Here is a 26904-nt window from a genome sequence, read left to right on the forward strand (position 1 = left end):
TTTTTCTATAAATGCAATTGAATTTTATATCTGTTACAAATTTTCATTACAAAAAGCATAATTGTTGAAAATAGCAGCGACCAGATAATTCCTGGAACTCCCACCCTAAAATATCCTGGAATAATATGAAAATTAAGTGCTTTACAAAAGTAATAAATAACGCCAGGCAAAATATAAATCAACAACGGATTTGCTGCGGCTGGCATAAAAAATTCGCTCCATTTTGTTTGCTTTTTAATTTCCATAATCCAATACAGAAGATAAAACAATGCTGTACAAATTGCTGCTGAAAACATGGTCCAGGAAGGTGTTCCTTTAATTTTTGAAATTCCAAAATAAGGACGAAGCAAATATCCTGTTATTAAAAACAAGAGCGTAAGGCCAATTACTGGCCAATTAATTTTTACTTCGGTTTTGCGATCAAAAAATAATAACGAAATTATAACTCCGCTAGTTACCAAAGTAGCATGTGTAAGATGCCCGGCAATAAAACCAAACCAAGGCAACTGATGTAAAGCCGTATCTTCAGTAAGATTGATTGAATTACAAACGACACATAAAACTAAAAATGCTGTCATGGCCCATAATCGTCCACAAACCAACCAATAATAAACCACGGTAAACAAATAAGCCCAGCCTATAAGCCCCAGAATTCCCCACCATTTTGGCGTCATTCCTCTTTCGCCATTGTCCTGAATATACAGAAAATACAGAATTACCAAAACAAGCATACCACCATATTGAAGTGTGTATTTTAACCCAATCGGGAAATCTTTTGTGTATTTATTCCAGATTGGAATTGGCATCGCATATGCTAAAAGCGCCCAAATAACTGGAGTAATCAACATTTTTGAGGCGTCATAACCATATTCTGCATTAACCATAAAGACACCAATAATAATTAAAGCCAAAGCTCTTTTGAGTGTGTGAATCCAAATTGTCTTAGGACTATCTCCTTTTATTAATCTTGCATTAAATGCAAATGGAATCGACATTCCTACAATAAACAAAAAAGCAGGAAAAACTACATCAACAAAAGTCATTGCATCGGCATCGGCCGGCATGTGTCTCATCCATTGCGGCACGTTCTTTATACTTGCAAGTTCATTTACAAAAATCATTACAAAAATGGTAATTCCGCGCAAAGCGTCTATAGAAAAAACCCTTTTACTAGATAAATTTTCTTTTATTTTCATAAATCATTAAATTATTATTAGAAACAAATATAAAATAATACTTGAGATAGAAAAATTAGATGACCATTATAAACGTATCTGTAATAAAAAGTTTACTCTTTTTGATATAAAATACAAGGTACTTTACTTACTTTTGCAGCATGTTATCATTCTTAAAGTCAAAACCGTATTTAAAGGACCTATTAGCTGGAAATTATGTTGATATTCATTCACATTTATTACCAGGAATCGATGATGGTGCCAAAACCATAGCAGATACAAGCAAACTTGCCAAGTCCTTTCAGGAAATGGGTGTCGTTCAATTTATTACAACACCGCATATTAGCCATTATATTTGGAATAATTCACCTGAAACTATCATTACAAAACATCAGGAAACCCAAATTTTGTTGGAAGCCGAAAATATTAAAATCCCCTTTCAGGCTGCTGCAGAATATTTCATGGATGACTGGTTTGAAACCCATTTTCAAAATGAAAAATTATTAACACTAAAAGACAATTATGTATTGGTTGAAATGTCATATATGAATGCACCGATACAATTATACAAGATTCTTTTTGATCTTCAGGTTGCAGGATATATTCCGGTTTTAGCACACCCAGAGCGCTATTTATTTTATCATAAAAATTTTAGTGAATATGATAAATTAAAAAAAGCGGGGTGTTTATTTCAACTTAACTTGCTTGCAACAGTAGGTTACTATGGTGGAGAAATCATGAAAGTTGCAGATGAACTTCTTAAAAAAGGAATGTATGATTTTGTTGGAACAGATGTACATCACAATAATCACATCGCATCATTCAATCAGAAAGTAAAGATTGACAACAATAATATTAAAACCTTAAAAGAAATTATTGCGAATAATCAATTCTTTAAATTTTAATATTATCTCCTCAATTAAAAATATTTGATAAAAAAAAACGGCTCAATTACTTGAGCCGTTTTTTTATAAAATCCCTTTTATTATTTTGAGATTATTCTTTTGTACCAAGGTTTCTTCTCTACCCTAACACCATAGCCGTAACCATAACCATAGCCTTTCGTAGAATCTGTATCATTAAGTACGATACACATATTTGGTAATTTTTTCTCTTTGTAGAAAGTATTTGCAATATTCAGCATACGTTTTTCAAGAACATTTGCACGCATTACATATACAAACGTATCAGCATTTTTGGCGATTAATAATGTATCGGTAACCAAACTAACTGGTGCAGTATCCACAATTATGTAATCGTATTCTTTTTTAAGTTCTTCAAAAAGCTGATCCACTTTATTACTCATCAACAATTCAGCCGGATTTGGCGGAATCACACCTGATGGAAGAATAAAGAAATTCTTATATCCTTCATGTTTGATGATATAATCTCTAACGTCTTTATCAGTTGATGACAAATAATTTGTCAAACCAACACTTGGAACATTAATATATTCACCAAATTTAGGGTTTCTAATGTCAGAACCAACCAATAAAACTCTTCTTCCAGACAAAGCAAAAGTTGCTGCAAGATTTACAGATATAAAAGTCTTACCTTCTGACGGGAAAGTTGACGTAACGAAGACTGTTTTTGCAATTCCTTCAGGAACTTTTGTAAGCATGAACTCCAAATTGGTTCTTACAATACGAATTGCCTCCGCTGAACTCGTTCTACTTTCCGATTTTATTAATTCCGCAATATCATCTGAAGTTGGTACATCTCCAATAAATGGAATTTGTGTTTTTCCTTCCAGATCCAATTTGCTTTTAATTTTTGTATCTAAAAGAGCATTACTATAAATAATTCCAAATGGGATCAATAATCCAAGCAACATTCCAGCCAAATAAATAATTTTTTTCTTTGGACTGATTGGATCTTTTTCTGCTTTTGCAACATCAATTACACGAGCATTAGGTTCAGTTGCTGATAATGAAATTGCAGTCTCTTCACGTTTTTGAAGTAAATATAGATATAGTTCTTCTTTAACTTTTTGTTGTCTTGCAATTACTCTAAACTGACGTTCCTGAACAGGAATTTTACCAATTTTACTATTTAAAAGACTTTCCTGACCTTTTATATCACGATTCTGTATTTGCAAACTAGCCTGCATACGTCTAAGACTAGTTGCAACATTTGATTTTAAAGAAGTTATTTGCTGATCTAATTTTACAACAGATGGGTTTTCTTCAGTAGCTGATTTTAGAATTCTGTTGCGATCCAAAACTAACTGATTGTAAGATGAAATCAATCCACTTGCATCAGCATTATCAGATATCATGTTAGTTGGTAACAAATCTGAATTATTGCTTTTTTTAATGAAATCTAAAAGTGAAGAAACTACATTCAATTGAATTTCAGTTTCTACTCCTTTTTTATCATATTCAGTAGAACCTTCAATAAAAAGTTTTGCCTCAGATTCAATATCTGTTAGTTTGTTTGTCTTCTTAAAGCTTTCTACATCTTGTTCTACACCATCTAGTTCTTGTGCAATTAATGCTAATCTGCTTGCAATAAATTTAGACGTATTTTCTGAAATGTAATTTTTATCCTCAGCTGCATTTTCATTATAAATCTGAATCATATTGTCAAGGAAATTTTCAGCTTTCTTAGCAACAGGATCAGAGATTGAGACATTAACAACACTGCTGGTTTTACTTATAGGCTCAACCTTCAATATTTTCCTAAAACTTTCTGTTAATTCATCCAAAGGATTAATGACAATACGAATTTCTTCAAATCTTCCAGTATGGTTTTTAGCGTAAAAAGCCGTTTTTTGAATAACTAACACGCCAATTTTTGTAGCTATTTTTTCTCCAAATTTAAATTCATTCTTTGTAGATAAAATAAAATTCTCCTTTTCTTCTGATTCTTCATCATCTAACGTAAAAGAATTTGAATTTAATAATTTACAATTTAAGACAATTTTTGCTTTATCAAATGAAGTTGTTTTGCTCAAAAAATAAACATTAATAGGTGTATCTACATATATATCACGATCAATAACTTTTCCTTCAACAAAGAGACCAACATTTAGATTCAAATTTTTAATAGTATTTTCAACTAATGTTCGAGACTTTAAAATTTCAACTTCATTGTCCACATTATTTTTCATACTTCCACCTAAACCTAAATCTGCAAAAGCGGATAATTCTGAAAGCATGCCGCCTTTTTTCTCATCTTTAACTAAAATAGAAGTAGTTGCTTCATAACTTGGTGTAGTATAACGTAAATAAAGAAACGCTAAAACCAAGCCAATAACTACACTTACTAAAAACCAGCGCCAATGGATTAAATATTTATCTAATTGTTCTCTTAAATTAACATCTTCGATTTCATCATCAAGTATATCATTATAAAAATCTTGCTTTTGCATTTTTATTTCAATTTTATTTAAAGATTAGGACAGAAAGCGATACTAAAATAGAAATCGCCGAAATAATTACTGAGGTATTAGGACCAACTGCAGATGAATTTATTCTCGTCTGATTTGGCTCAACATACACTACGTCATTTTGAGCTAAATAATAAAAAGGAGAATTAATAAAATCAGATTTTGTTATATCAACTCTATTATATGATTTCACCCCATTGGTTTCTCGAATAACTAAAATATTGTCTCTTCTTCCATAAATTGTAAGATCTTTTGCCATACTCAAAGCTTCAACTAGTGTAACTCTTTCTGAAGCAATTGGATAAGTACCTGGTAAATTAACTTCGCCTTGTAATGAAATTTTAAAATTCATTATACGAAGGTTTATAATAGGATTTTTAATATAAGTACTAATTTTATCTTGCAATAATTTTAACACTTCGGTACGTGTTAGTCCTCCTACATGTAATTTCCCGATAACAGGAAATTCTATATTGCCACTTTGATCAATCAAATACAGTTGAACAGTTTCCTGGCCTCGAGCAATATCCAGTCTATTGTTAGTTGTTGTACTATAAGTCTTTAAATTAAAAGGAAGTGCAACTTCAGGATCATCGGCTGAAACTAAAATCATCAACAAATCATCAGGCTGAAGTTTAATTTCAAAAGAATTTGCATTTTGCTGTGCAGTCATATTATCAATGTTCTGATAGTATACTACATCTTTTTTGGATCCACAGGAAAAACATAAAAATAAAAGCAATAAAAAGCTACTAGCTTTCATAAAAAAAGAAGGGTTCAATTTCATCAGGTCTACAATTTACGGGGGCAAAGATAAGGATTAAAATATTTTATTTAGATAAAAGCTTAGTAAGCTCTAAAGTACTATCATTGAAAAAGTTTATACAAAATCAGAATGAAAACTTAAAAGGCATTTTCTTCACCTTTAAATACATTAATTACTGTTTTTATTATTATTTTAATATCGAGCAACAAACTCCAATTCTCGATATACCATATATCATATTCTACTCTATTTTGCATGTCAATAAGCTCTTTCGTTTCTCCACGAAAACCATTAACCTGGGCCCAACCTGTTATACCTGGTTTTGCATATTGGCGTACTAAATAGTTGTTTATTAATTCACTGTATTGCTTAGTATGATTAACCATATGGGGTCTTGGCCCTACAACTGACATATCTCCAAAAAAAACATTAAAAAACTGAGGCAGCTCATCTATACTTGTTTTCCGCATAAAAGCTCCGAATTTCGTTACACGACTATCGCCTTTCACAGCTTGCTTGTTATCGGCAGCTCCATTAAGGCGCATACTCCTAAATTTTAAACAAGTAAAAGATCTATTGTCTCTGCCAGATCGTTCTTGTTTGAAAAAAATTGGACCTGGAGATTCCATTTTAATAATGAGCATTATTATAGGAAACAGCCAAGGGAATATTAAAACCAGAACAAATAAAGAAAAACAAATATCAAATACTTTTTTCAAAATTCTATTTACAGCAGCCTCTAAAGGTTCCCGTCTAAACATTAATACCGGCGTATTTTCATAAAAAGTCATTTCGACTTTATTGGATTTTGTATACAATTGAAAATCTGGAATAAACTTAATTCGCACCATATGGTGTTCACAAATTTTCACTAATTTATTTATAACTTCAATATTATCGATGTGTAAGGCCACATACATTTCATCCACTTCTTCATTAATTATAAACTCTTCTATTTGATTAAATCCTCCCAATATAGGATGGGAAATAAACGCAAAAGGATCTACTTTTTCATCAAAAAAACCAAGAAAACGATAACCATAAGTTAAATCTTTAGCCAGAATTCTTCGCATTCTCTCGCCGGTATCATTAGCGCCAATTATAATAAAACTTCTAAAATTATAACCTTTTGCTCTGATATATCTAAGAAGTTTCATTGATAAATATCTTGAAAACATAAGCAACACAAAGAAAATAAAATAGAAATATACCAGTCGAAGTCTTGAAATATCACTATATTTTAATACCACGACAAAAAAAGTTGTTATAGCAATATGTATAACTACTTTTTTAATTGTTCTTCTCAATATGGATTCAATAGGTTCAACCCTCACAATTCTGAAGGAGTCTTTGTATAGCAAAAGCCCAATCCATATTAGATTACCTAATAAGGAAATAGTTTCTACCTCTTTTAAAAATAACTTATCAATGTTTCCAAATCTCAATAATGCAGACAAAAGAATCGCTGCATTCAACAATGCTACATCCCATACCAAAAATATAGCTTTGAAATAACGCGAAAAACGATATTCTGAGAGTTCTTGCAGAATTTTCATAGTTAGATAATACTTTTTTTCACTTTTAAAATATCTTTAAAATGATTAGTATATTGATCAACAATAATTTCCCAATCAAATTGATCAACAATTTTTCTTTTATTCTCACTTAACATTGACTGAAATTGATTTTCTTCATATTTAACGTTTACTAAATGATTTACTATATCATCGGCATTTTTGAAATAAATAGCATCATTGCCTAAAATATATCGGTTGAAATCATTGTCGTTTGCACAAATCAAAGAATTGGATGCCATAGCTTCTAATAATGATGGATTCGTCCCTCCAACGGTATGTCCATGGAAATAGATATTTGAGTAATAACGTAAATTGTTCAGAACGTTGATATCATATATTCCGCCAACAAATTGAATTTGTAAAAAAGATGAAAATTTTTGTTTTAAGTATTTTCCATATGGCGTATCATGATTACCCACTATTAAGAAGGGACGATTCAATTTAGCTTTAGCAACACCATCTAGAATAATTTCAATACTGTTTTCTGGTTCTAAACGAGCAATAAGCATATCGTACTCGTAAGATCTTAAATCGTAATTTTTCAGAACATCCTCCTTATTATTTTCAAAAAGGGTTGCACCATAAGCTATATAAGTTGAATCAACTTTATAAGTTTCTTTCAAATAATTCTGAATACCAATTGAATCAGAAATAAGATAATCACTATATTTAACTCCTAGTGATTCGGCATATCTTAGAAATTTTTTCACCTTTTCTGAGTATTTGGTTCTCTTCCACTCTAAACCATCCATATTTGTTGTTACGATGGTTTTTTTAGGCATTAACCAACCCCAAATAGAGCTACTTGTGTAACCCAATTGTAAAACAATGTCGCAATTATGTTTTCGTAAATCAAAAATGCAATTTAAATCATAAATAAATTGGCCCGCTGTTCCTATTTTATTTTCCGGATCATAACAATGTACAATCTTAACTCCTTTCCATACATCTTCTTGGTAAGGATGATTATGCGAGTTATAAACAATAACTTCGCATCCTCTGTTTACCAATCCTAATGCAAGATATTCAGCACATTGTTCAAAGCCACCATAGTGATTTGGAATTCCTCTTGTGCCTATTATAGCAATTTTCAAAATTATTTATTGATTTTTAGCTGTTCCTATTCCGAAAAATTTGTTTTTAATTTGAACAGCCGAATTATAATGCTTTGCTGCAAATTTTTTAAACGCTGAAGAGTCTTTATTTGGAAACCAATCTGTAGTACGTGGAGTCTCTAAAATATTCTTATGATTCGTATAGGCATATGTTGCAATTGAAGTTCTATTTTTACCTTCTGGAAAGGTTGTCATGTCATAGCCATGTAATGAATAAGGGCGACATTGCTGAATAATCATCCTATTAAAAGGAATATCCAATTCTCTTTTTACACCTGATCTTAAATCTTCAATTTTCAATTCTCCTTTATATTCTTTTTTCCAATCTTTATTTAAGTAAAATAAAAGATTCATATTACGATACCAATTCTTATTGATTGGATGATAATTAAAATCTAAGTGCATATCCAGAAAACTGTTCTTTTTCCCTTGGTGCAAACCTCCTCCATGGTTTTTTGGATCCACAAAAACTTCCTCACATGCTATATAACTCAAAAAGTTATTAAACCTTTCAGATTTAAGATCTTCATAAAATTCATTAAATACAGAACCCAGTTCTTTATAATTTGATTTTTCAAACTTATTATTAGCAAACATATAATCTCTACTTTTATTTTCGAGTTCAGGGATCAAATCTAACATTTGATTTGTTTTTTCTATATCACAGAAATCATCAATTATTAAATGAGGAAAAGGAATTGCTGTTAAGTATTGTTCTCTCAGTAAATGCTTATTTTCTTCAAGTTTATCAAAATTTATCATATCAAATAGTGTTTAAAATTTTATTTATATTTTCTGCTGATTCGTCCCAGCTATAAAAAGTTTTAATCTGTTTATATATATCGTTTAGATCATCAATATTGTTATTTTTCAATCTATTAATTAATTTATCTTGAAATTCATTTATTTTATCAGGATCAAAAAGATTCTCATTAAAAAAATAAAAATCGCTCATTGCGGTTTTTGAAGAACATAAAACTGGAGTTTTCATAATTGCTGCTTCAAGAGGAGGGATTCCAAATCCTTCAGCCAAAGAAGGATAAACAAATAACTCAGCTCCATTTATGAATTCTCTTAAATCTTTTTGTTCAATTGATTCAAAATAAAAATAATTTTTCAAATTTGGATTATCTACAAGTATGTTATCCAATATTTCATTTTTTATCGATTCTTTACCTATAAAAACAAGTGAATAATTTTCTTTAAAAAGTTTTAAATCAATAAATGACTTAAGTAAAAGATCGTGTTTTTTCCTTGGCTCAATTCTGCTTACATATAATATATATTTACTAATTCCGTATTTCGATTTGATAAAATCTCTACTGATTTCTTTATCGCTCAGATAAAACACATCTTGGTTTACTGCATTTGGAGTAATAATAATTTTACCACTAGTAAAAGGAAAATAATGTTCTATTCTATTTTTTGAATAATTGGAAACAGTTAGAATATAGTTAGATAATTTTGCAGATATCTTATAAAAAAAACTTTTTTGAAGTATGTAAAATTTACTAAATTCAGATCTAAAATCATAAAACAATACATCGTGAGTTGTTATCATGAATTTACAAACCTTAATAAAGGGAGTTATATACTGAAAATGAGCCAAATCTATTTTATTATACAATAAAATAAACGGCAATTCAAACCCAAGACGCAACGTACTGCTTTTAAATTTATATTTAATATATTTTACATTCGGTGCCTTTCCAAAAATTTTCTGTAAATTCTCAATATCATTTGCTGCAAGATAAAAAATTATATCTGGGCGCTTTATTATTAAAATACTATAAATCTCTTTTATATACGTCCAAGTCCCTTGAAATTCACCATCGAAAACATGCGCATCAACAAATACTCTCTTTTTCATTATAATTTAAACAGGTAATATTTTTTTTAATTCTTCAAAGCTTTTTTAAGTCCTTTTAATGGATTAAAACTACTTTTTGTTGGCGTTAGATATGCACCTTCTCCATATTCATTCCAAGCATAAATAAATCCTATTTTCTCTTTCATTGTACTATTTGAATTTACTTGCAACCAATTTTTACAAGCGAATACTGAATTATATATACTATTTTCAGAAAATCCGGTAAAATAAGGACTATCCGAATAACCTTTACTTGTTGAGGCCCAAGGTCTAGGATCCCAGTTTAAAGTAACCACGGGAATATAAGGCAATGAACTTATCTTAGAAAATTGATTCCAAACATCTACTTCTTTTTTTTGCAGATTCTCTATAGGAACAATTCCCTTTCCTGAAACAAAACCAGCATTATGATAGTTGTATCCAGTTAAAATATCAACTCCACAAGCTTCGGCACTAGAAATATCTTTTTTATTTGGACCTAAAGCAACTGCAATCAAAACTCCTTTTAAACCTGCTTCAATTGCTTGTCTTCTTAATTGATTAAATGCATCTTTGACTTTATCTTCTGTCTGAAACTTATCTACCAAAGTATTTAATGTGAAAAACGTAATAAGTGGTTTCCCATCAATTTTTAAATATGCTTTAGATTTAAATTGGTTTATCCATTCTGCACAAACAGTTGACCAATCGTCAGGACCAATTATGAAGCCCGCATGATTTGCTACAAGCAAATTATAACCAAGCTTGCCAATATTTGGTGAATTAATATAAAAGGACAAACTTCTATTTAATGGTTCGTTTTTATATTTTTCTTTACCATTGTAATACCAACAAAAGCTAAAAAAAGAAAGTCCTGAATTTGAAGCTAGATCAATTTGCTCGTTCATTATTTCTTGCGAGCTAGTAATCCAACCCCATTTTGATTCACGATTAGAGAAAGATTTTGTTAATTCTGGTGTAATATGATATGGGTATGTCCCTGTCCAGCCATCAAAATAATACGCTCCCCATTTAATTTTTTGGTTATTTTTTTGAGAAGTTTGAGAAAACAAATTTTGCCCACAAATAATAAAAATCGAAATAATCAAATATGATCTATACACAAGCATTTTTATTTTTAATTATTAATCTCCTTTATTATCGCATTTTAAGAAAAGTCAGTTTTTGATACCAAAATTGGTCTTATTCGAGATATCCTTTTCCGTATTCATTCATAATTTTTAGATGAACCTTTTTTTTCTCATTTTTCAAAACCTTAATCAGAAAAAAATGTAAAACAACCGCCAGTACAGATTTCATTTTTTTAGTCCTCACTTTTCCTGTAGAAATTGTTGTATCGATGATCCTTTCAGATTTCCCAAGTTCCTTTGAATAAGTCAATACATAATTTATATTTAACTTATCATTAATTTTATGATAGACAATTAATTTTGGAGAATAGAATACAATACTATTTATAGAATGAATTCTATTAAGAAAATCGATCTCCTCGCCTCCTGCAAGCTTATTGCCATTTCGTCCCAATCGAACATCAAAGCCCCCAATTTTTTCTGCAATGCTTTTACGTACAATAAAATTTGCTCCCATCAAATATTTAACAATTTGTGGTTGTTCACTTGGACTAAAAACACTTACTAAATAAAAATATTTCTCTGGTAACCAAGACGGAATAGAAACATTAAAAGGCAATACTTTCCCTCCAACTGCCGAAATTGAATCATCTATTAAAATCGAGTCTAAAACTTCAAAATAATCGCTTTTTAGTTCAACATCATCATCTAAATAAACCAATATTTCTCCAGATGCTTCTTCCATTCCCCTATTTCGAGCATGGGATAATCCTTGTTTAGTTTCAAGGAAATACTTTACTGTTTTATCGAAGCTGTATTTTGTTTTTAGGCTGGAAGTAAGATCCGTTGATTTATTGTCGATAATTAGAATCTCTGAATCTTGTCTATTTTGCAAAACACTTAAAACAGAATCAATTGTTTCAACTAGTAATTCAAATCTATTGTAAGAGCAAATAATTATACTGTATTTTAGCATATGTTTTTATTGAAAATATCTTCTTATTTTAAAAATCTGTATCTTACAATTAATTTTAACTATCGAATATATCATAAAAAACAGGAAAAAATATTTCAATAAAATACCGGACCTAAGCTCTTTGCAAACATAAAAAGTTAGATTAATTCTTTGAAGAACAGTTAGCTTTGAGATCTTCACTACTTCTAACAACCATTTGATTTTTATATATATTGAAGTCTTATCAATCAATCCATTCTCTTTAAAGAAAAATTGCAACCAAGATAAATAGCTTAAGCTTGCATTAATCTTTCTGTAAACAAAATTTATATCACCATTGCTTGATGAAATATTAGATTCGCTGTAACGCCATTTAACAAATGTATTCTCTATTGTTCTTAATTGCTTAGTACCCAAAAATTTTATCCATGTGGCATCGTCAGAACCCCAAGCTAAATCAAAATACTCGAATTTACCTTTAGTCTCATACAAATCCCTACTAAATATATACTCAACAACGTAACTACATAATTTCCCCCTCATCTTCAGATCTATTAGATCTGGAGAGTGCAACACTGCAGGAAATTCATTAACATTGTATAAATCGTTACTTTTAGAATCAATTACTTTTACATTAAAATGGAATAGTTGATCATCATACTTTAATTTGTTCTTATAAAATTGTTCAACACAATTTGCTTCCATTACATCATCATCAGAAAAGAGCCAAATCCATTTTTCATCTTGAATCATATCAATGCATCTGTGCCATTGAGCGACCAAATCTTTTCCTCCAATATTTTGATCAAACCTTTTATAAACAATATTAATTTCATCCTCAAATTCTTTAACTATCTCGTAGATGTTAAATGGACTATTATCATCACCTATATAAACCGTAAACCCTTTATGAGTTTGATTAACAATTGAAGATAATGCTTCATGAAGATAAGTTTCTTTATATGCTGGTATAACTATGGCAAGTTCAGCATCATTATCTTTATTAATATTATTTTTCACAGCATTATTAGTCATTATGAATTTACAAGATTTAGTTCTTTTTTAAGAAAAGAGGAATTCACTTTTTTTGACGACAATTGAATTCCTTTTAGATTTACGCCTAATAATGTCATAAAAACCATAAAAGATCCCATATCGCTAGTACCAATTATAAAAGATAAAAAACTAATTGTCATACTTATGGTTAGATATATTAGTCTTTTACCCATTAAATCGACTTTCTTCCTCATCTTAAAAAGATAATTAAACAGATAGATAAAGAAGAATAAATTTGCAAAAATACCTATCGAACCTTGCTCAATCAACAATTTGTAAATATAGCTTTCAAAACCTGCAAAATCAATATCACTAGATCTTTTATCGTCCTCTGTTGAATATCCTAAATCCTCAGAAATATAGTTAAATCCATTTCCAAAATAAGGGCTTTTATTAAAGATTATTACAGACGCCGCCATTTGAACCTGTCTCATTTCAAGCGAACTACCCTCTAATTTTGAGCCTTTAGAGGTAAATGTATTGATACTTTCATCGATTAGTTTTAATGACTCTGGTGAAATTGAAACTATACTGACGATAGCAATTACACCTACTAAAGCAATTCTAATTTTGCTTTTCGCTTTTACAGCAAAAAGATAAAAAAAACTTAACCCCATTATCAATGCCAAAAGTGGTGTTCTCGAATTTGTCCAAAACAAGTTCAAACTCAATAAAAAAAGCACTATAATGTAAAAAAAACGGCTATAAATCTGCATCCTTTTTTCCATAAAAACTAAAGCTACGATTAGAATTGCATTAGACAATAAAAAACCATAGTAAATAGGATGCCATGCAAAGGAAGCTATTCTGAATCGAGAATCTCCATTGATAGTATATCTGTTTCCATAATCCACAGATTTATAAATTTCAGCTATAAAACCACTATAGGAATCATATTTTGTTATATAATTCACTATCCCATAAATTGTAAATAAACAGAAACAAACTAAAATAAAATTATATATTTTTTTTACCTCATTCAATGATTTGATATAAAAATAAGCAAGAAAAACGACAATAAAATTTTCCAAAAAATAATATATGGGCCTCATAATCTTTGAAGCAAAATCAATTCTTTCATCAAATAGTCCTATCAAAAAAAAGCAAACAAAGGTTATTAATAATGGTAACGAGAGTGGAAATTGATTAAACTTTGTTTTTGTTCTACTATTTTGGATAAAAAAGCATAAACAAAAAAGAACTATTATAAATCTAGGGAAATTTGTATATGGATACTCAATAACAACTACTGACAAAGGAATAAATAGAATTCCAATAAAAAACCAAATCAGTTTTTTATATCTCTTTTGAATTACAATTTGTGTAGATAAAAAAAGTGTAATTAATATAAATAATATTTTACCCATTTAAAAATTTGCTATCTATAATTATATATTAAAAAAAACTTTTTAATCAAACTTATTGTCGGTAGAAGCACCTAAAATCTTTTGAACATTGAAGTAAAACAATTCTTGATTTGAATCAAGATATTCTGCCCCCCACATTTTAGACAATAGATTTTCCCTCTCATTATTAACCTCCAATGTCATGTTTTTGAAATTTGATGTTGCCAAGAGCTTTACCAATTCCTTATAAGAATAAATAATATTCCCAAAGACAATTTCTTCATAATCAAAATACATATTTCTTGAGTTCAACTTATAATCCTCTAAATCAAAAGCATAAAATATGATTGGCTTTTTCATTAATAGATAATCAAAAAACACAGATGAATAATCCGTAATCAACAAATCACTAAGCGCTAATATGGGATAGAAATCTGCCTTACTATCATAAAAAATAATATTAGTTAATGACTCTAAACCTTCTGGCATTTTGGTCATAAAATGAACCTTAACAATTAGTAATGCATTATTATTTCTAGCAATCTCGTCAAATTCATTCCAATCTTTAATCGCTTCTGTTATAAAGGAAGGATTAGCATCACGCCATGTTGGCATATAGGTCCATATATTTTCATATTTATTGGCTTTATCTAGGATTGTTTTTACATAATCCGTTTCAAAATCCCGTATCCAAGTAAATAATTCTGTTTTGTCCATTAAAAACAACATTAACCTAGGATAAGGAGCAATGAGCAACGAACTTGAAGAAACTCTAAAAGCAGAAGAAAAAAATGGATAAACAAATTTAGATGGCACAAGCACCATCTCTTTTGCTTCAAAAATATACGGACGATTGTTAATAGCTTCTCGTAAAATAGATGGTTTAGTAGGCGGATAACAATCTGCCCCTATCTTCTTTAGAGGAATACCATGCCATAAATTTACTCTATTAGCATTATGCGTTATAAAAAATGAAGTATCCCATACCGATTGAGTATAAAAATGGGACCCTGCCATAAACTCATAGTAAACCCCTTTTAGACTAAATTTATGAAATGCCTTAAAACCTTTTGATCTTATTTGCTTGATATCTTCTCTGTTTGTTGAAATCCAAACATGAATAATATCAGAACGCTTCTCATTTGAAATCAAAAACAAGTACTTGCTATTATCAGAAAAACTTTCCCCAAAAAAGCTTCCATAAAGAAATATCTTTTTATTACGAGGAATAACAAAAGAGAATAAATAAATTAAACAATGTAAAGGAAAATACAATAAGAATAAAAACTGTTGGGCGCGATGCTTTATTTGCTTCATGATACAAAACTATATTTTTTGATCCCCCAAAGCCTAAGTCCCAATACTACTGATTCTGTTGCAATCACCAAAGTCGCAACAGTATAAATAGTAATAGAATTAAAAATCAACAATAAAGCCAATATCGAAATATGAAATATCGAGGCTACTATAACGGTGAAATTCGTGAATTTTGCGTGTCCAAATGCTCCCAAAAAAGGATATCCTAACAATATTGAAGGTATAGTTACCATGCACACCCCTAAAAGTATTTTAAAAACCGTCACACTTTCTATAGCAACATTTTTGTAAATTATAGACAAAATGAAATCGGCATTAAAAATACAAATTGGCAATACTATACAATTGATTACTACTACTACAACATAAATCTTTTTAAAAACAATCTTGTTTTTTGTTTTTACCATATAAGGATATAACGCATTTACAAGAGGACTATAAACATTTTGTATCGCTAAATATAATTTTTCTGCTGCAGCATAATATCCAACAGCCGCATTTCCGAGAACTAAACCTAACACAAAACTGTTACTTACAGTATATAAAGAAACCGAAATTCTAGAAACAAAAAATTGCGAACTCTCTTTTAAACATTCTTTTATTCCGACAACAGAAGCTTTTGCAAAATCTAGATTTACATTAAAACGATTTTTGGCAACATATAGAGCAATAACTCCAGAAGCAATAGATCCTAAACCGTAGAAAAAAGGCACCATTAGAAAATCCTTCTCAGATTTTACACAAAAGAAAATAGGTACGATAGCTAATGTCCTTGTTACAATATTTATTTTGGTAATATATTTCATTTGTTCTATTCCTTGAAAGAACCAAATTGGCATTAGTACTGAGCCAAAAACTGTTCCGAAGGAAAGTAGATACAACCATCTATCTGTATAAAATTTATCGAAACTAAAGATTATGAGAAATAATATAATCAAGCTTGCTAAAAATAATAAGAGTTGTGTCACTACAACATTAACAAAGAAAGTGTCACGCAATTCCTTATCGTCTCTTTTGGCTGAAATATATTGTACTCCATATAAATTAAAGCCAAAATCAGTCAATAGAATAAAATATTGAGCAAAAGCAGTAGCAAAACTAACTAATCCAAAAGTATCTACACCTAGGGTTCTAAATAAATAAGGAACTGTTAATAATGGGAAGATATAATTAGCCCCTTGCAATATCAATAAAGAAAAGAAATTAGATATTAAAGAAGAATTTAATTTAATTTTTTTGAAATTCATTTAATTTTATTTGTTACTATTCCAGAGAATACCCACCATCGACAACCAATATTTCACCGTTCATGTAATTGTTTGAAATTAAAAACCAATATGCATCTGTTAATTCATATGGCTCACAAAAACGTCTCAGCGCAATTTTTTTATTTATATTCTCCTTTTGTTCTTCACTTTTGCTTTTTTGCCATTCGGTATTTACAAATCCAGGAGCAACAGCATTTACTCTAATCTTTTGAGGAGAAAGTAACTTTACTAAATTTTTCACTAAGGCATGAACAGCTGCTTTTGTTACTCCATACGATAAAGAAACTGCATGAGGATGAATTCCCATTAAAGAACCTGTAAATATAATAGCTCCTTCATTTGTAACTCTTGATATAATTTTTTGCAACAAAAATGTTGGAAAATTTACGTTGACATCAAATACGCGTTGCCAATTTTCTTGAGTAATATTTCCAAAACTATTTCTGTCTGTTGCTCCAGCATTAAAAAGAATTGCATCTAAATAAATATCATTTTTAACTAAAAAATTTTCAATTTCATCCACATTATCCAGGTTACCACAATCAACTTTCAAAACAACTATATCAGCAACGGGATACAAAACAGCAAGATTTTCTCTTACTTGATTTGCTGAATCTTCATCATTAAAATAAGTTAGAATGACATTCCATCCTTCTTGCAATAATCTTTCTGCAATTGCTTTTCCTATTCCCTTTGTCCCCCCAGTAATTAGAGCAGTTTTCATTTTTTCTTGATTTCTGGATTAGCGTGTTTATCGCTAACATCTTTTAATTCTTTATATTTATGAAAAATATCTTCTTTAAGTTTAGATGAAGATACGCCGTCTCCATAAGGAAAATAAAAGACCTTAATTCCTAAATCTCTTAAATAATCATACTTACCCACCCAATCATCACCAACTACAAAAGCATCTATATTTAAATTCTTAACTAATTCAGTATGATCAAGTGAACGTTGGGGTATAACAACGTCAGGATATTTCAGGGATTCCAAAATAGCCAATCGCTCTTCAAACGGGATAATGGGAGCTTTTTTATAAGAACAAACTAATTCATCTGTACTTACACCAACAATTAAAGTCTTTCCTAATCCTCTAGCATATTTAATCATCTTCAAATGATTAGAATGAAACATGTCAAATGTTCCAGATGTGTAAATAATTTTTTCTTCTGACATTATATTGTTTTTTACTTTAAAAGATTTCTACTGAAATAAGCATTTCTTAATTAATTTAAATCACAAAAACCTACGTCCCGAATTTAATTGGATTATTTTTCTTTAGTATCTTCAATATCTTTGAAAAAAAGACATTATACATTTTGCTTATTATAGGGATGCTTAGTACAAGTGAAATTAATATAGCTAATGCGATATATAATATTATTTCTACATAGACATTTTGATAAATTAATAATTCAGAAAACTTCTGAATTATTAAAATAAAAAAAGGATGAAATAAGTAAATTACCAATGTATTTTTACCTATATATGTAATTTTAAGTTTTTTTTCAGGAATTAGATTTATCAAAGAAAAAATAAAAGCGCTAGCGATAAAAATCAAAATTAATCTTGTCAAAAGCCCCATTACTGGCGCTAACTCAAGTTTACCGTAGCTATCTGCCCCTTTTAATATTTCAGCCGGTACATTAAATCGATCAAAAAAATACATTAGAATTAATGTAGCGCAAAAAAAAGACACAAAACCAATAAATCTTGGTAATGATTTAATCTTAGTTATAATTTCTTGCGAGCAAAAGTAACCAGCTAAAAAATAAGGAAAAAAAATTAAAGTTCTAGAAACAGATAAATATCGTGATACATCGCTAAAAAAACCAGCATATAAGCTTATTAAAACTGAAATTAAAATTATGAAGCGAATATTGACAATTTTTTTTAAACTACTTTTCCAGAAAAACATACTTAACAAAAACCAATATGCATAAATCGGTTCAAATATGTTTATTTCCATTGTTCTCCATAAAAGAATTTGGAAAAAACTATTAAAAACAAAGTATGGAATCAAAAAATCAAAAAAAAGTCCCCCTTCTTGCTTTTCAATATTTTTTGAAAAATAACCCGCAATAAAAACAAACGCAGGCATATGAAAAGCATAAATGACTTTATAAACATCCAGAATAACTTTTTTATTCAAAAAAATTTCTAAGATATGCCCCAAAACTACAACAATAATAAGAAAAGCCTTAAAATTATCAAAGAATGCGTTTCGTTGTTTTTGTTCCAAAGTGTTTAAATTGCTACACAGTTTAATAATAAATTCTAAATTTATTTTGACAAAAAACTGTAATAAAAGTATCTAATAATAGTTTTCCATTAATCAAAAAACATATGGTACTATCATTAAATTTATCAAAAAATTATTTTATTGTTTTGCTAAATCTATTGCTAATTCAGGTTCATCCGTTACTAAAGCATTAAATTTATTATTCATTGCCCATTTTATACTTTCGCTATCATTAAGTGTCCAAACACTAAGACTTATATTATTCAATCTGGCACTTTCTATCCAATCGTTATGATTTTTGAATACCGAAATATTATAACAAGCACCTGTAATTTTATCCGACTTTAATTGTTCAGGAGAAACATCCCCATTTAAATATTGAAGATCAATCAAAGGATTTGCTTCTCGCATTAACTTCAATATATAATAATCAAAAGACGAAATTGTAATTATGTTTTCTGCTTCCAGCTCTTTAATCAATTTATTTGTTTTTTCTACAAATACTTTTTTCCTCGCAGCCGGTAATTTATCAGTTTTTAATTCACAATACAGCAAAGTTGTACTTGTATTTGATTTTGTAGTCTTTACATAATCTCTCAAAGTAGGAAGTATTTCTCCATTAGACAACTTTAAAGTGGCTAATTCTGAATACTTAGATGTAGAGATTAACAAATTATTATAATAAGGATCATGACTAACAATTAAAGAATCATCTGCTGAAATACATATATCAAATTCAGAACCTTTACATTTTAACCTAATTGCCTCTTTCAAAGAAGCAATTGAGTTGTGTGGCAATTTATTTTTTTTCCATGCGCCACGATGTGCCACTACGATATTTTCTATTATAGGATCAACAATGACAATAGGATCATCATTTTCATCATTAGGTATCGTAGTATCTGGTTTCTCAACATTCACAGGTTTCGAAGTAAAATTATTTACATCTTCTGTAGAACAGCCAGCGAAAAAAACAGCGAAAAACAATGCAATAAAAAGTAATTTTCTCTCCATATTGTAATTAAATTTTAGAATCAAATCTATAACTAACTGCAATGATAATTTTAAAATCCAAATTGCCCAAAAAAAAGAGCTCTTTTTTCAAAGTATTTTCAAAAAAAATACAACATTACAAAACCATCACTCTTTATTGATATATTATTCTTACTATAAATGTTAAATTACCTTAAGAGCTTCTTTTTCTGCAACAACCTTTCTTAATCCGCTACTCGAAAAACGATGGTCTCTTTTGTTAAAATACAATTCAATTCCTTTCTCTTCGCAATAAGCCCTTCCTGTAAAGTTTTTATCTTTATATTCATCACCTAAAATACGTACATCAATTTTAAATGAGCGTAAAATATCTTCTAAATCTTGTTCTGTAGCATAAGGAACAATTTCATCTACAAATTTACATCCTTTTAACTGTATATAACGCTCAACCACTGTTTGTGTTGGTTTATTTTTTTCTGGGCGGTCCAAAGTAGGATCGGTTTGTAGAGCACAAATTAAATAATCACATTGTCTCTTTGCCTCTTCTAACATTGTAATATGACCTGCATGCAATAAATCAAATGCACTGAATGTAATTCCTATTTTCATAACCGTTTCTTTACTTATTTTTTACAATTAATTAATATTTGCTTTCAACACACGGCTTCGCCCTTCCAACTCCCAAATTTTGAAAGCAGAAAATTCACATTGACGGCAAATATATTGACAAATTTTAAGTTTTTTTTATCAAATAATACTTTAACAAACATACTAAAACTGCTGTTTTTAAACACAAAATGCTAAAAATCAACAATATAAATAACACATACGTAAGAATACCCCTCTAATATTTTTGCAAAAGTACACTTCTAAAATGAATACTGAAAGCAGGAAAGAAAGAATTGTCTTAATTTAATATCTTTCAATCTTTATAGTATGGTAACAGATAACCGTTTAGTTTTTAAAAAATTGCATCGGATATGAAATTATTGCATAAATTTTTCCTCATTTTTTAACCGATTAAAATTTACTTTTGTCTATTTATTTGATTGAAAAATATTTACATGAAAAAACTAAGTTTCTATTTTTTTTTAATTTATTGCTCGGTAAATTCTCAGGTTGTCGGCTGTAACGATTTATACGCAAAAAATTATGACAAAACTGCTATCGAAAATAATGGAAGTTGTCAATATGAAAATTTTAAAATAAGACCAAAATATTCAATCCGGCTAAATGACTCAATAAAGGAAACATCTGGACTAATATCTTTTGAAAATCTATTATGGACGCACAATGATGATCACGATAAAATTATTTATGGATTAGATACTTTAGGAAAAATCAAAAAAAAAGTTATTCTGAATAAAGCCATTAACAACGACTGGGAAGAAATTTCACAAGACAGTTCTTCTGTCTATATTGGCGATTTTGGAAATAATTATTCAGGAAACAGAAACGATTTGCGTATTCTAAAAATCAACAAAAAAGATTTTTTCGAAGAAAATCCAACTATAGAAACAATCTCTTTCAAATATGCTGATCAAACCGATTTTTCTCCAAAGAAACAAAACGCGACCGATTTTGACTGCGAAGCTTTTATAGTTTCAAAAGACAGTATTTATTTGTTTACCAAACAATGGAAATCGTCTAAAACCAGTATTTATGTTTTACCCAATCAACCTGGAAATTACATTGCTCAATTAAAACAAACACTTGACACCAAAGGTTTGGTCACCGGAGCAACCTATTTAGAGTCCAAAAAATTGATTACGCTTTGCGGCTATTCGAAGCTCGGAAAACCATTTCTATATTTATTATACGGTTTTAAAAACAATGATTTTCTTTCAGGAAACAAACGTCGAATTGACCTTCAGCTTTCTTTTCATCAAATCGAAGGAATTACAACCATAGACGGACTTCATTATTATCTAACAAATGAAACGCTGATTCGGAAACCAATCATAAATGTTCCCGCACAAATTCATTATTTAGATTTGAGTCCGATTTTAAATCAATATATTAATCCGTAGAAATAATATTGTTTTTCGTTCCCATTATTAAAAGCCATAAACACGTTCCGATTTCGCCAAGAGTTGCCGGAAGTCTTACATAAGAAGAGATTCCTAGTTCGGAATAATTCGAAAACAATGCATTTCCAAAGAAGTTTATTAAATAACTCAAGCAACCAAGCATTAATAATATCCCCAAAAATTTCGGAATTATTCCTGATTTAAAAATTAAATATCCCAACGGAAATAACCAAAGTCCCCAAAATATCTGAACGATTAAATTTCCGTAATCATATTGATTCAGATAAAACATTACAAGATCTTTTTCGGGTCTCTCTGAACTAATTATAGAAAGTACTGCAAATTTATTCTGCATGTTTATAAAAGAAATTGGTACGCTTACAACAGCCAAGACGACCATGTATATTGCATATATTTTATGGACTGATTTGAATAATTTGTACAAAACCAAAGGCAGAAATAAAAAGAATGTATAACAAATTAAACCACTTACAATACCAAGTCTGAAAAGAAATTCAGCATTAACAATATTAGCAAAAGTTTTAGCAGCATCGTTCCAGACTATTAATTTTGAAGGAACATATCCTAAACTAAAAATTCCGGTTATTACGACAACTAAATATAACAAACCGGCGATTCTTCCTGTATTTCTAAAGGACAGTTTTGATTCTTGATTCATACTATTATCTTTTAAAATTTAAACTAGCTTAGGCCATTTAAGTGCAGTCCAAAATATTATAACTGTAAGGATACTTTCTATTATTGCGAAAAAAACGTAGAAACTCCACCAAGCTCCAGTTGTCGTAAAGGCTATTAACAGCATTATGGCGGTATAAATAATTCCGAAAATAATATTTAGCAAACGGTTTATTTTTGGCTTTAAAACAACCGATGCAAAAATCATTAATGCCGGAATTGTCATTAAAATTGCACCAAGAAATAATTTTACTGGAGAATCAAGCAATGTATCTCCGCTTATAAAATCTTCAACTTTCTTTGGAACATATAGCGAGAAATAATCTCCGTAGACATAACAAAACATTACGGAAGTCCACAATGCTGCAAGTTTGATTTTTGTATTTATTTTAAAATCTTCAAAACGATTGGTATTTACTTCTTTCTCACTCATATTTAAGGAATTAAATTTTAAATATGTCGGATATAATCTTAAAATGTTACAAGCTGTTTTTATTCTAAAAGATAAAACTTAAAAGCTTTTTTCTAATTTTCATTTCTCTAAAACTTAAATAAGATTAACAATTCGCAAATCGTAAGATAAAAGTTTACTTTTGCAAAAAGTTATGTTTTTCAAAACACTCATAACTCATAATTTATAACTTACAATATACAAAGTGAATTACTTATCTGTAGAAAATATATCGAAGTCATTTGGCGAAAGAGTCCTTTTTGACAACATTTCATTTGGAATCAACAAAGATCAAAAAATCGCTTTTATTGCCAAAAATGGTTCTGGTAAAACTACCATTATGAGCATAATTAATGGCTTAGACGAACCTGACACAGGACAAGTTGTTTTAAGGAAAGGAATCAGAATGGCATTTCTTTCGCAGGACAACAATCTGCAGGATGAACTTACGATTGAAGAAAGCATTTTTGCATCTGACAATGAAACGCTGAAAATAATTGAAGCTTATGAAAAAGCATTAGAAAATCCAGCCGACGAAGAAGCTTATCAAAAGGCTTTTGACGGAATGGATCAGCATAATGCCTGGGATTTTGAAACGCAGTACAAACAAATTCTATTCAAATTAAAACTGGAAGATTTTAAACTTAAAGTAAAAAATCTTTCTGGAGGACAAAAAAAGCGTCTTTCATTGGCCATAATCTTAATTAATCGTCCAGATTTATTGATTTTGGATGAGCCAACTAACCATTTAGATTTAGAGATGATCGAATGGCTTGAAAGTTATTTTGCCAAAGAAAATATCACCTTGTTTATGGTAACTCACGACCGTTTCTTTTTAGAGCGTGTTTGTAATGAAATTATCGAATTAGACAACGGAAAACTATATCAATACAAAGGAAATTATTCTTATTACTTAGAGAAAAAAGAAGAACGAATCACTTCTGAAAACTCAAGCATTGACAAAGCTAAAAACCTGTTTGTAAAAGAATTAGAATGGATGCGCCGCCAACCTAAAGCGAGAACAACCAAATCTAAATCGCGTCAGGACGACTTTTATGTAATTAAAGAAAAAGCACAAAGCCGACGTAAAGAAAACAAAGTTGAGCTTGAAATCAATATGGAAAGAATGGGAAGTAAAATTATTGAGCTTCATAAACTTTCTAAAAAATTCAAGGATAAAGTTATTCTCGATCATTTTAGTTTTGATTTTCAGCGTGGCGAAAGAATCGGAATTATTGGTAAAAACGGAACTGGAAAATCTACTTTCTTGAATCTGCTTACAGGAACAATTCCACCAGACAGCGGCCGAGTTGTAAAAGGAGATACAATCAAAATTGGTTATTATACACAGTCTGGAATCAATCCAAAACCTGGACAGCGTGTTATTGATATAATTAAGGAATATGGTGAATATATTCCGCTGGCGAAAGGAAAAATTATTTCGGCTTCACAATTATTGGAACGTTTTCTTTTTGATGCAAAAAAACAATACGATTATGTTGAGAAATTAAGTGGTGGAGAATTAAAACGTTTGTATTTATGTACGGTTTTAATTCAGAATCCTAACTTTTTGATTCTCGATGAGCCAACAAACGATTTAGATATTGTAACGCTTAACGTTTTAGAAAGTTTTCTTTTAGATTATCCAGGATGTTTATTGGTTGTTTCGCACGACCGATACTTTATGGATAAAATTGTCGATCACTTATTTGTTTTTAGAGGACAAGGCGAAATCGAGAATTTCCCAGGAAACTATTCTGATTTCAGAGCTTATGAAGACAGTGCTGATGTCGCTCAAAAAGAAGAAAACAAAGCCGAAAAGAAAGACTGGAAACAAAACAATCCAACTGGAAATTTAAGCTTTAACGAACAAAAAGAATATCAAAAAATCGAAAGAGAGATTAAAGATTTAGAAATCGAAAAAACTAAAATCGAACAATTATTCTCTGACGGAAAAGTTGCTGATGCCGATATTGAGAAAAAAGCAAATGAATTACAAAACATCATAAATAAAATCGACGCAAAAGAAGAACGCTGGTTTGAGCTTTCTGCTAAGATAGAAGGATAGTTTTTTGTCTCAAGTATAAGATTTCAGAAAACCGAAACCTTATACTTGAAACTATTTCCCTTATATTTACGACAAAATTTAAATACCACAATGAAACATTTTTTATCTGCATTATTTGCTCTTACACTTTTTATTTCTTGCACAAGTTCTGATAAAAATTTGAATACACCTCCAAAGGATTATTCAGCAGAAAATGATAAAGAAATTATTGATTATTTAGCCAAAAATAATTTAACAGCTCAAAAAACAGCATCAGGTTTGTATTACATCATTACTGAGCCTGGAACTGGAAAACAGCCAACTGCAACATCTTCGGTAACAGTTGCGTATAAAGGATATTTAACTAACAAAAAGACATTTGACGAAAGTGTTAACGGGGCTACTTTTCCTTTAAACAGAGTTATTGCCGGATGGACAGAAGGAATTCCGTTATTCAAAGAAGGCGGAAGTGGCGTACTTTTGATTCCGGCACATTTAGCATACGGCGATAACAACGTTAGCACGATACCAGCTGGATCAGTTTTAATTTTTGATGTAAAATTAATTTCTGTGAATTAGCATCTTTAAAAATCATTCATAATTCTATAACAAGAAGACTACAGCATAAAATGTTGTGTTTTTTTATCATACAAAAGCCTAATCTATTTTTAGATTGGGCTTTTTCATTAATTTATTTCAATTTCTGATTCGTATCTTCGCACTTTCTTTCAAATTCTAGTATGCTTTTTCAAATACAATCTTATTTTAAATTCCTTTGGAAATCCAAAAATGAACATGCGGTGCATTCGCCATTTGTTTTTAATCTTTTGACAAAGTGTTTTTATGATAAAAAAAGAAAACCTGAATATTCGATACTTAAGAATTACAGAAAAACACTTTTAGAAAATCAAAATTTTATTGAAGTAACCGATTTTGGCGCAGGCTCCAAAGTTTTCAAATCGAATAGAAGACAAATTTCTAAAATTGCAAAAACAGCTGGGATTTCTTCTAAACGTGCTGAATTATTATTTCGCGTTACCAGTTATTTCAAACCAAAAAATGTTTTAGAAATTGGAACTTCTTTAGGATTAGCATCTTCTGCTATTGCATTAGGAAATAAAGATTCTTTTTTACTTAGTCTTGAGGGCTGTCAAAGTACACTTTCAATTGCAGAAAATTTATTTAACGAGCAATTTCCAAATTTCAACTTTGATTTTGTAAATTCAGAATTCAACAAATTCCTGACCCAAGGATCTGCAAATATCTGTGATTGGGACTTAATATATTTTGACGGGAATCATTCTAAAAAAGCCACTTTAGAATATTTCGAACTTTTATTACCAACGATTAATAATGATTCTGTCTGGATTTTTGATGATATTCATTGGTCTGAAGAAATGGAAGAAGCTTGGGCAATTATCAAAAATCATCCAAAAGTAAAAGTTACAATCGATACTTTTCAATGGGGATTTGTATTTTTCAGATACGAACAGGAAAAAGAACATTTTGTAATTCGCGTTTGATAAATGACTTTAAAAT

The 26904-nt window shown here is 29.7% G+C and carries 25 protein-coding genes; 5 read left to right on the forward strand and 20 right to left on the reverse strand.

The window, feature by feature from the left end; all coding sequences use genetic code 11:
• Positions 1-5 precede the first annotated feature (5 nt).
• The gene (locus tag FN795_RS14245; RefSeq protein WP_142451206.1) at positions 6-1196 is read right to left on the reverse strand and encodes a DUF5009 domain-containing protein; all 1191 of its coding nucleotides are present in this window, start codon (positions 1194-1196) and stop codon (positions 6-8) included.
• A gap of 140 nt (positions 1197-1336) precedes the next feature.
• Here FN795_RS14245 and FN795_RS14250 point away from each other — a divergent pair, with 140 nt between their 5' ends.
• A complete protein-coding gene (locus tag FN795_RS14250; protein WP_142451207.1) occupies positions 1337-2080 on the forward strand; it encodes a tyrosine-protein phosphatase in 744 nt (247 codons plus the stop codon).
• 80 nt (positions 2081-2160) lie between these two features.
• Here FN795_RS14250 and FN795_RS14255 read toward each other — a convergent pair whose 3' ends face one another.
• The 17 genes from FN795_RS14255 to FN795_RS14335 form a co-directional block, all read right to left on the reverse strand.
• Positions 2161-4548, reverse strand: coding sequence for a GumC family protein (locus FN795_RS14255; protein WP_142451208.1), 2388 nt, complete (start codon positions 4546-4548; stop codon positions 2161-2163).
• Positions 4549-4561: 13 nt separating this feature from the next.
• Positions 4562-5353, reverse strand: a complete 792-nt coding sequence (locus FN795_RS14260) for a polysaccharide biosynthesis/export family protein (protein ID WP_142451209.1) — start codon at positions 5351-5353, stop codon at positions 4562-4564.
• A 116-nt stretch (positions 5354-5469) separates the two neighbouring features.
• Positions 5470-6888 carry an undecaprenyl-phosphate glucose phosphotransferase gene (locus FN795_RS14265; protein ID WP_142451210.1) on the reverse strand — a complete coding sequence of 473 codons (1419 nt, stop codon included), beginning with the start codon at positions 6886-6888 and terminating at the stop codon, positions 5470-5472.
• 2 nt (positions 6889-6890) lie between these two features.
• The gene (locus tag FN795_RS14270; RefSeq protein ID WP_142451211.1) at positions 6891-8003 is read right to left on the reverse strand and encodes a DUF1972 domain-containing protein; all 1113 of its coding nucleotides are present in this window, start codon (positions 8001-8003) and stop codon (positions 6891-6893) included.
• A 6-nt stretch (positions 8004-8009) separates the two neighbouring features.
• Entirely contained in the window at positions 8010-8786 is a 777-nt protein-coding gene (locus FN795_RS14275; protein WP_142451212.1) for a 2OG-Fe(II) oxygenase, read from the reverse strand.
• Between the two features lies 1 nt (position 8787).
• Positions 8788-9894 carry a glycosyltransferase family 4 protein gene (locus tag FN795_RS14280; protein WP_142451213.1) on the reverse strand — a complete coding sequence of 369 codons (1107 nt, stop codon included), beginning with the start codon at positions 9892-9894 and terminating at the stop codon, positions 8788-8790.
• Positions 9895-9920: 26 nt separating this feature from the next.
• The gene (locus tag FN795_RS14285) at positions 9921-11003 is read right to left on the reverse strand and encodes a glycoside hydrolase family 99-like domain-containing protein (RefSeq protein ID WP_154275338.1); all 1083 of its coding nucleotides are present in this window, start codon (positions 11001-11003) and stop codon (positions 9921-9923) included.
• 73 nt (positions 11004-11076) lie between these two features.
• Positions 11077-11940: a glycosyltransferase family 2 protein gene (locus tag FN795_RS14290; RefSeq protein WP_142451214.1), complete on the reverse strand. Its 864-nt coding sequence runs from the start codon at positions 11938-11940 to the stop codon at positions 11077-11079.
• A gap of 6 nt (positions 11941-11946) precedes the next feature.
• Positions 11947-12954, reverse strand: coding sequence for a glycosyltransferase (locus FN795_RS14295; RefSeq protein ID WP_142451215.1), 1008 nt, complete (start codon positions 12952-12954; stop codon positions 11947-11949).
• Positions 12954-14342: an O-antigen ligase family protein gene (locus tag FN795_RS14300; protein WP_142451216.1), complete on the reverse strand. Its 1389-nt coding sequence runs from the start codon at positions 14340-14342 to the stop codon at positions 12954-12956. The genes FN795_RS14295 and FN795_RS14300 overlap by 1 nt, the downstream gene beginning before the upstream one ends.
• Positions 14343-14384: 42 nt before the next feature.
• Positions 14385-15638 (reverse strand): CDP-glycerol glycerophosphotransferase family protein, encoded by a 1254-nt coding sequence (locus FN795_RS14305; protein WP_142451217.1) that lies wholly within the window; start codon positions 15636-15638, stop codon positions 14385-14387.
• Positions 15635-16885, reverse strand: coding sequence for an oligosaccharide flippase family protein (locus FN795_RS14310; RefSeq protein ID WP_142451218.1), 1251 nt, complete (start codon positions 16883-16885; stop codon positions 15635-15637). The genes FN795_RS14305 and FN795_RS14310 overlap by 4 nt, the downstream gene beginning before the upstream one ends.
• 16 nt (positions 16886-16901) lie before the next feature.
• Entirely contained in the window at positions 16902-17630 is a 729-nt protein-coding gene (locus tag FN795_RS14315; protein ID WP_142451219.1) for an SDR family NAD(P)-dependent oxidoreductase, read from the reverse strand.
• Complete coding sequence (locus tag FN795_RS14320) at positions 17627-18082, reverse strand: adenylyltransferase/cytidyltransferase family protein (protein ID WP_154275337.1); 456 nt, start codon at positions 18080-18082, stop codon at positions 17627-17629. The genes FN795_RS14315 and FN795_RS14320 overlap by 4 nt, the downstream gene beginning before the upstream one ends.
• A gap of 70 nt (positions 18083-18152) precedes the next feature.
• Complete coding sequence (locus FN795_RS14325; protein ID WP_142451221.1) at positions 18153-19148, reverse strand: acyltransferase family protein; 996 nt, start codon at positions 19146-19148, stop codon at positions 18153-18155.
• A 138-nt stretch (positions 19149-19286) separates the two neighbouring features.
• A complete protein-coding gene (locus FN795_RS14330) occupies positions 19287-20162 on the reverse strand; it encodes a glycerophosphodiester phosphodiesterase (RefSeq protein ID WP_142451222.1) in 876 nt (291 codons plus the stop codon).
• A 162-nt stretch (positions 20163-20324) separates the two neighbouring features.
• Entirely contained in the window at positions 20325-20750 is a 426-nt protein-coding gene (locus FN795_RS14335) for an adenylyltransferase/cytidyltransferase family protein (RefSeq protein WP_026728005.1), read from the reverse strand.
• Between the two features lie 455 nt (positions 20751-21205).
• Here FN795_RS14335 and FN795_RS14340 point away from each other — a divergent pair, with 455 nt between their 5' ends.
• On the forward strand, positions 21206-22171 hold the full coding sequence (locus FN795_RS14340) for a T9SS C-terminal target domain-containing protein (RefSeq protein ID WP_142451223.1): 966 nt from the start codon (positions 21206-21208) through the stop codon (positions 22169-22171).
• On the opposite strand, the gene FN795_RS14345 is transcribed toward FN795_RS14340, so the two are convergent.
• Both FN795_RS14345 and FN795_RS14350 read right to left on the reverse strand, forming a co-directional pair.
• Complete coding sequence (locus FN795_RS14345) at positions 22161-22850, reverse strand: DUF4386 domain-containing protein (protein WP_142451224.1); 690 nt, start codon at positions 22848-22850, stop codon at positions 22161-22163. The genes FN795_RS14340 and FN795_RS14345 overlap by 11 nt on opposite strands.
• An 18-nt stretch (positions 22851-22868) precedes the next feature.
• Positions 22869-23300: a DUF6326 family protein gene (locus tag FN795_RS14350; RefSeq protein WP_142451225.1), complete on the reverse strand. Its 432-nt coding sequence runs from the start codon at positions 23298-23300 to the stop codon at positions 22869-22871.
• A 223-nt stretch (positions 23301-23523) separates the two neighbouring features.
• Between FN795_RS14350 and FN795_RS14355 the strand changes: the two genes are divergently transcribed.
• The 3 genes from FN795_RS14355 to FN795_RS14365 all read left to right on the forward strand — a co-directional run bounded on the left by FN795_RS14355 (position 23524) and on the right by FN795_RS14365 (position 26888).
• A complete protein-coding gene (locus tag FN795_RS14355; protein WP_142451226.1) occupies positions 23524-25386 on the forward strand; it encodes an ABC-F family ATP-binding cassette domain-containing protein in 1863 nt (620 codons plus the stop codon).
• A gap of 90 nt (positions 25387-25476) precedes the next feature.
• Positions 25477-25944, forward strand: coding sequence for an FKBP-type peptidyl-prolyl cis-trans isomerase (locus FN795_RS14360; protein ID WP_142451227.1), 468 nt, complete (start codon positions 25477-25479; stop codon positions 25942-25944).
• Between the two features lie 161 nt (positions 25945-26105).
• On the forward strand, positions 26106-26888 hold the full coding sequence (locus tag FN795_RS14365; RefSeq protein ID WP_142451228.1) for an O-methyltransferase: 783 nt from the start codon (positions 26106-26108) through the stop codon (positions 26886-26888).
• The last annotated feature ends 16 nt before the right edge of the window (positions 26889-26904 follow it).

This window comes from Flavobacterium resistens (genome assembly GCF_900182645.1).
In the GTDB taxonomy this organism is placed as follows: domain Bacteria; phylum Bacteroidota; class Bacteroidia; order Flavobacteriales; family Flavobacteriaceae; genus Flavobacterium; species Flavobacterium resistens.

What these genes read in the sequence shown, in the direction of transcription:
- FN795_RS14245 (WP_142451206.1), bottom strand. Translation starts at nt 1,196, where the DNA reads ATGAAAATAAAAGAAAATTTATCTAGTAAAAGGGTTTTTTCTATAGAC.
- FN795_RS14250 (WP_142451207.1), top strand. Translation starts at nt 1,337, where the DNA reads ATGTTATCATTCTTAAAGTCAAAACCGTATTTAAAGGACCTATTAGCT.
- FN795_RS14255 (WP_142451208.1), bottom strand. Translation starts at nt 4,548, where the DNA reads ATGCAAAAGCAAGATTTTTATAATGATATACTTGATGATGAAATCGAA.
- FN795_RS14260 (WP_142451209.1), bottom strand. Translation starts at nt 5,353, where the DNA reads ATGAAATTGAACCCTTCTTTTTTTATGAAAGCTAGTAGCTTTTTATTG.
- FN795_RS14265 (WP_142451210.1), bottom strand. Translation starts at nt 6,888, where the DNA reads ATGAAAATTCTGCAAGAACTCTCAGAATATCGTTTTTCGCGTTATTTC.
- FN795_RS14275 (WP_142451212.1), bottom strand. Translation starts at nt 8,786, where the DNA reads ATGATAAATTTTGATAAACTTGAAGAAAATAAGCATTTACTGAGAGAA.
- FN795_RS14280 (WP_142451213.1), bottom strand. Translation starts at nt 9,894, where the DNA reads ATGAAAAAGAGAGTATTTGTTGATGCGCATGTTTTCGATGGTGAATTT.
- FN795_RS14285 (WP_154275338.1), bottom strand. Translation starts at nt 11,003, where the DNA reads ATGCTTGTGTATAGATCATATTTGATTATTTCGATTTTTATTATTTGT.
- FN795_RS14290 (WP_142451214.1), bottom strand. Translation starts at nt 11,940, where the DNA reads ATGCTAAAATACAGTATAATTATTTGCTCTTACAATAGATTTGAATTA.
- FN795_RS14295 (WP_142451215.1), bottom strand. Translation starts at nt 12,954, where the DNA reads ATGACTAATAATGCTGTGAAAAATAATATTAATAAAGATAATGATGCT.
- FN795_RS14300 (WP_142451216.1), bottom strand. Translation starts at nt 14,342, where the DNA reads ATGGGTAAAATATTATTTATATTAATTACACTTTTTTTATCTACACAA.
- FN795_RS14305 (WP_142451217.1), bottom strand. Translation starts at nt 15,638, where the DNA reads ATGAAGCAAATAAAGCATCGCGCCCAACAGTTTTTATTCTTATTGTAT.
- FN795_RS14310 (WP_142451218.1), bottom strand. Translation starts at nt 16,885, where the DNA reads ATGAATTTCAAAAAAATTAAATTAAATTCTTCTTTAATATCTAATTTC.
- FN795_RS14315 (WP_142451219.1), bottom strand. Translation starts at nt 17,630, where the DNA reads ATGAAAACTGCTCTAATTACTGGGGGGACAAAGGGAATAGGAAAAGCA.
- FN795_RS14320 (WP_154275337.1), bottom strand. Translation starts at nt 18,082, where the DNA reads ATGTCAGAAGAAAAAATTATTTACACATCTGGAACATTTGACATGTTT.
- FN795_RS14330 (WP_142451222.1), bottom strand. Translation starts at nt 20,162, where the DNA reads ATGGAGAGAAAATTACTTTTTATTGCATTGTTTTTCGCTGTTTTTTTC.
- FN795_RS14335 (WP_026728005.1), bottom strand. Translation starts at nt 20,750, where the DNA reads ATGAAAATAGGAATTACATTCAGTGCATTTGATTTATTGCATGCAGGT.
- FN795_RS14340 (WP_142451223.1), top strand. Translation starts at nt 21,206, where the DNA reads ATGAAAAAACTAAGTTTCTATTTTTTTTTAATTTATTGCTCGGTAAAT.
- FN795_RS14345 (WP_142451224.1), bottom strand. Translation starts at nt 22,850, where the DNA reads ATGAATCAAGAATCAAAACTGTCCTTTAGAAATACAGGAAGAATCGCC.
- FN795_RS14350 (WP_142451225.1), bottom strand. Translation starts at nt 23,300, where the DNA reads ATGAGTGAGAAAGAAGTAAATACCAATCGTTTTGAAGATTTTAAAATA.
- FN795_RS14360 (WP_142451227.1), top strand. Translation starts at nt 25,477, where the DNA reads ATGAAACATTTTTTATCTGCATTATTTGCTCTTACACTTTTTATTTCT.
- FN795_RS14365 (WP_142451228.1), top strand. Translation starts at nt 26,106, where the DNA reads ATGCTTTTTCAAATACAATCTTATTTTAAATTCCTTTGGAAATCCAAA.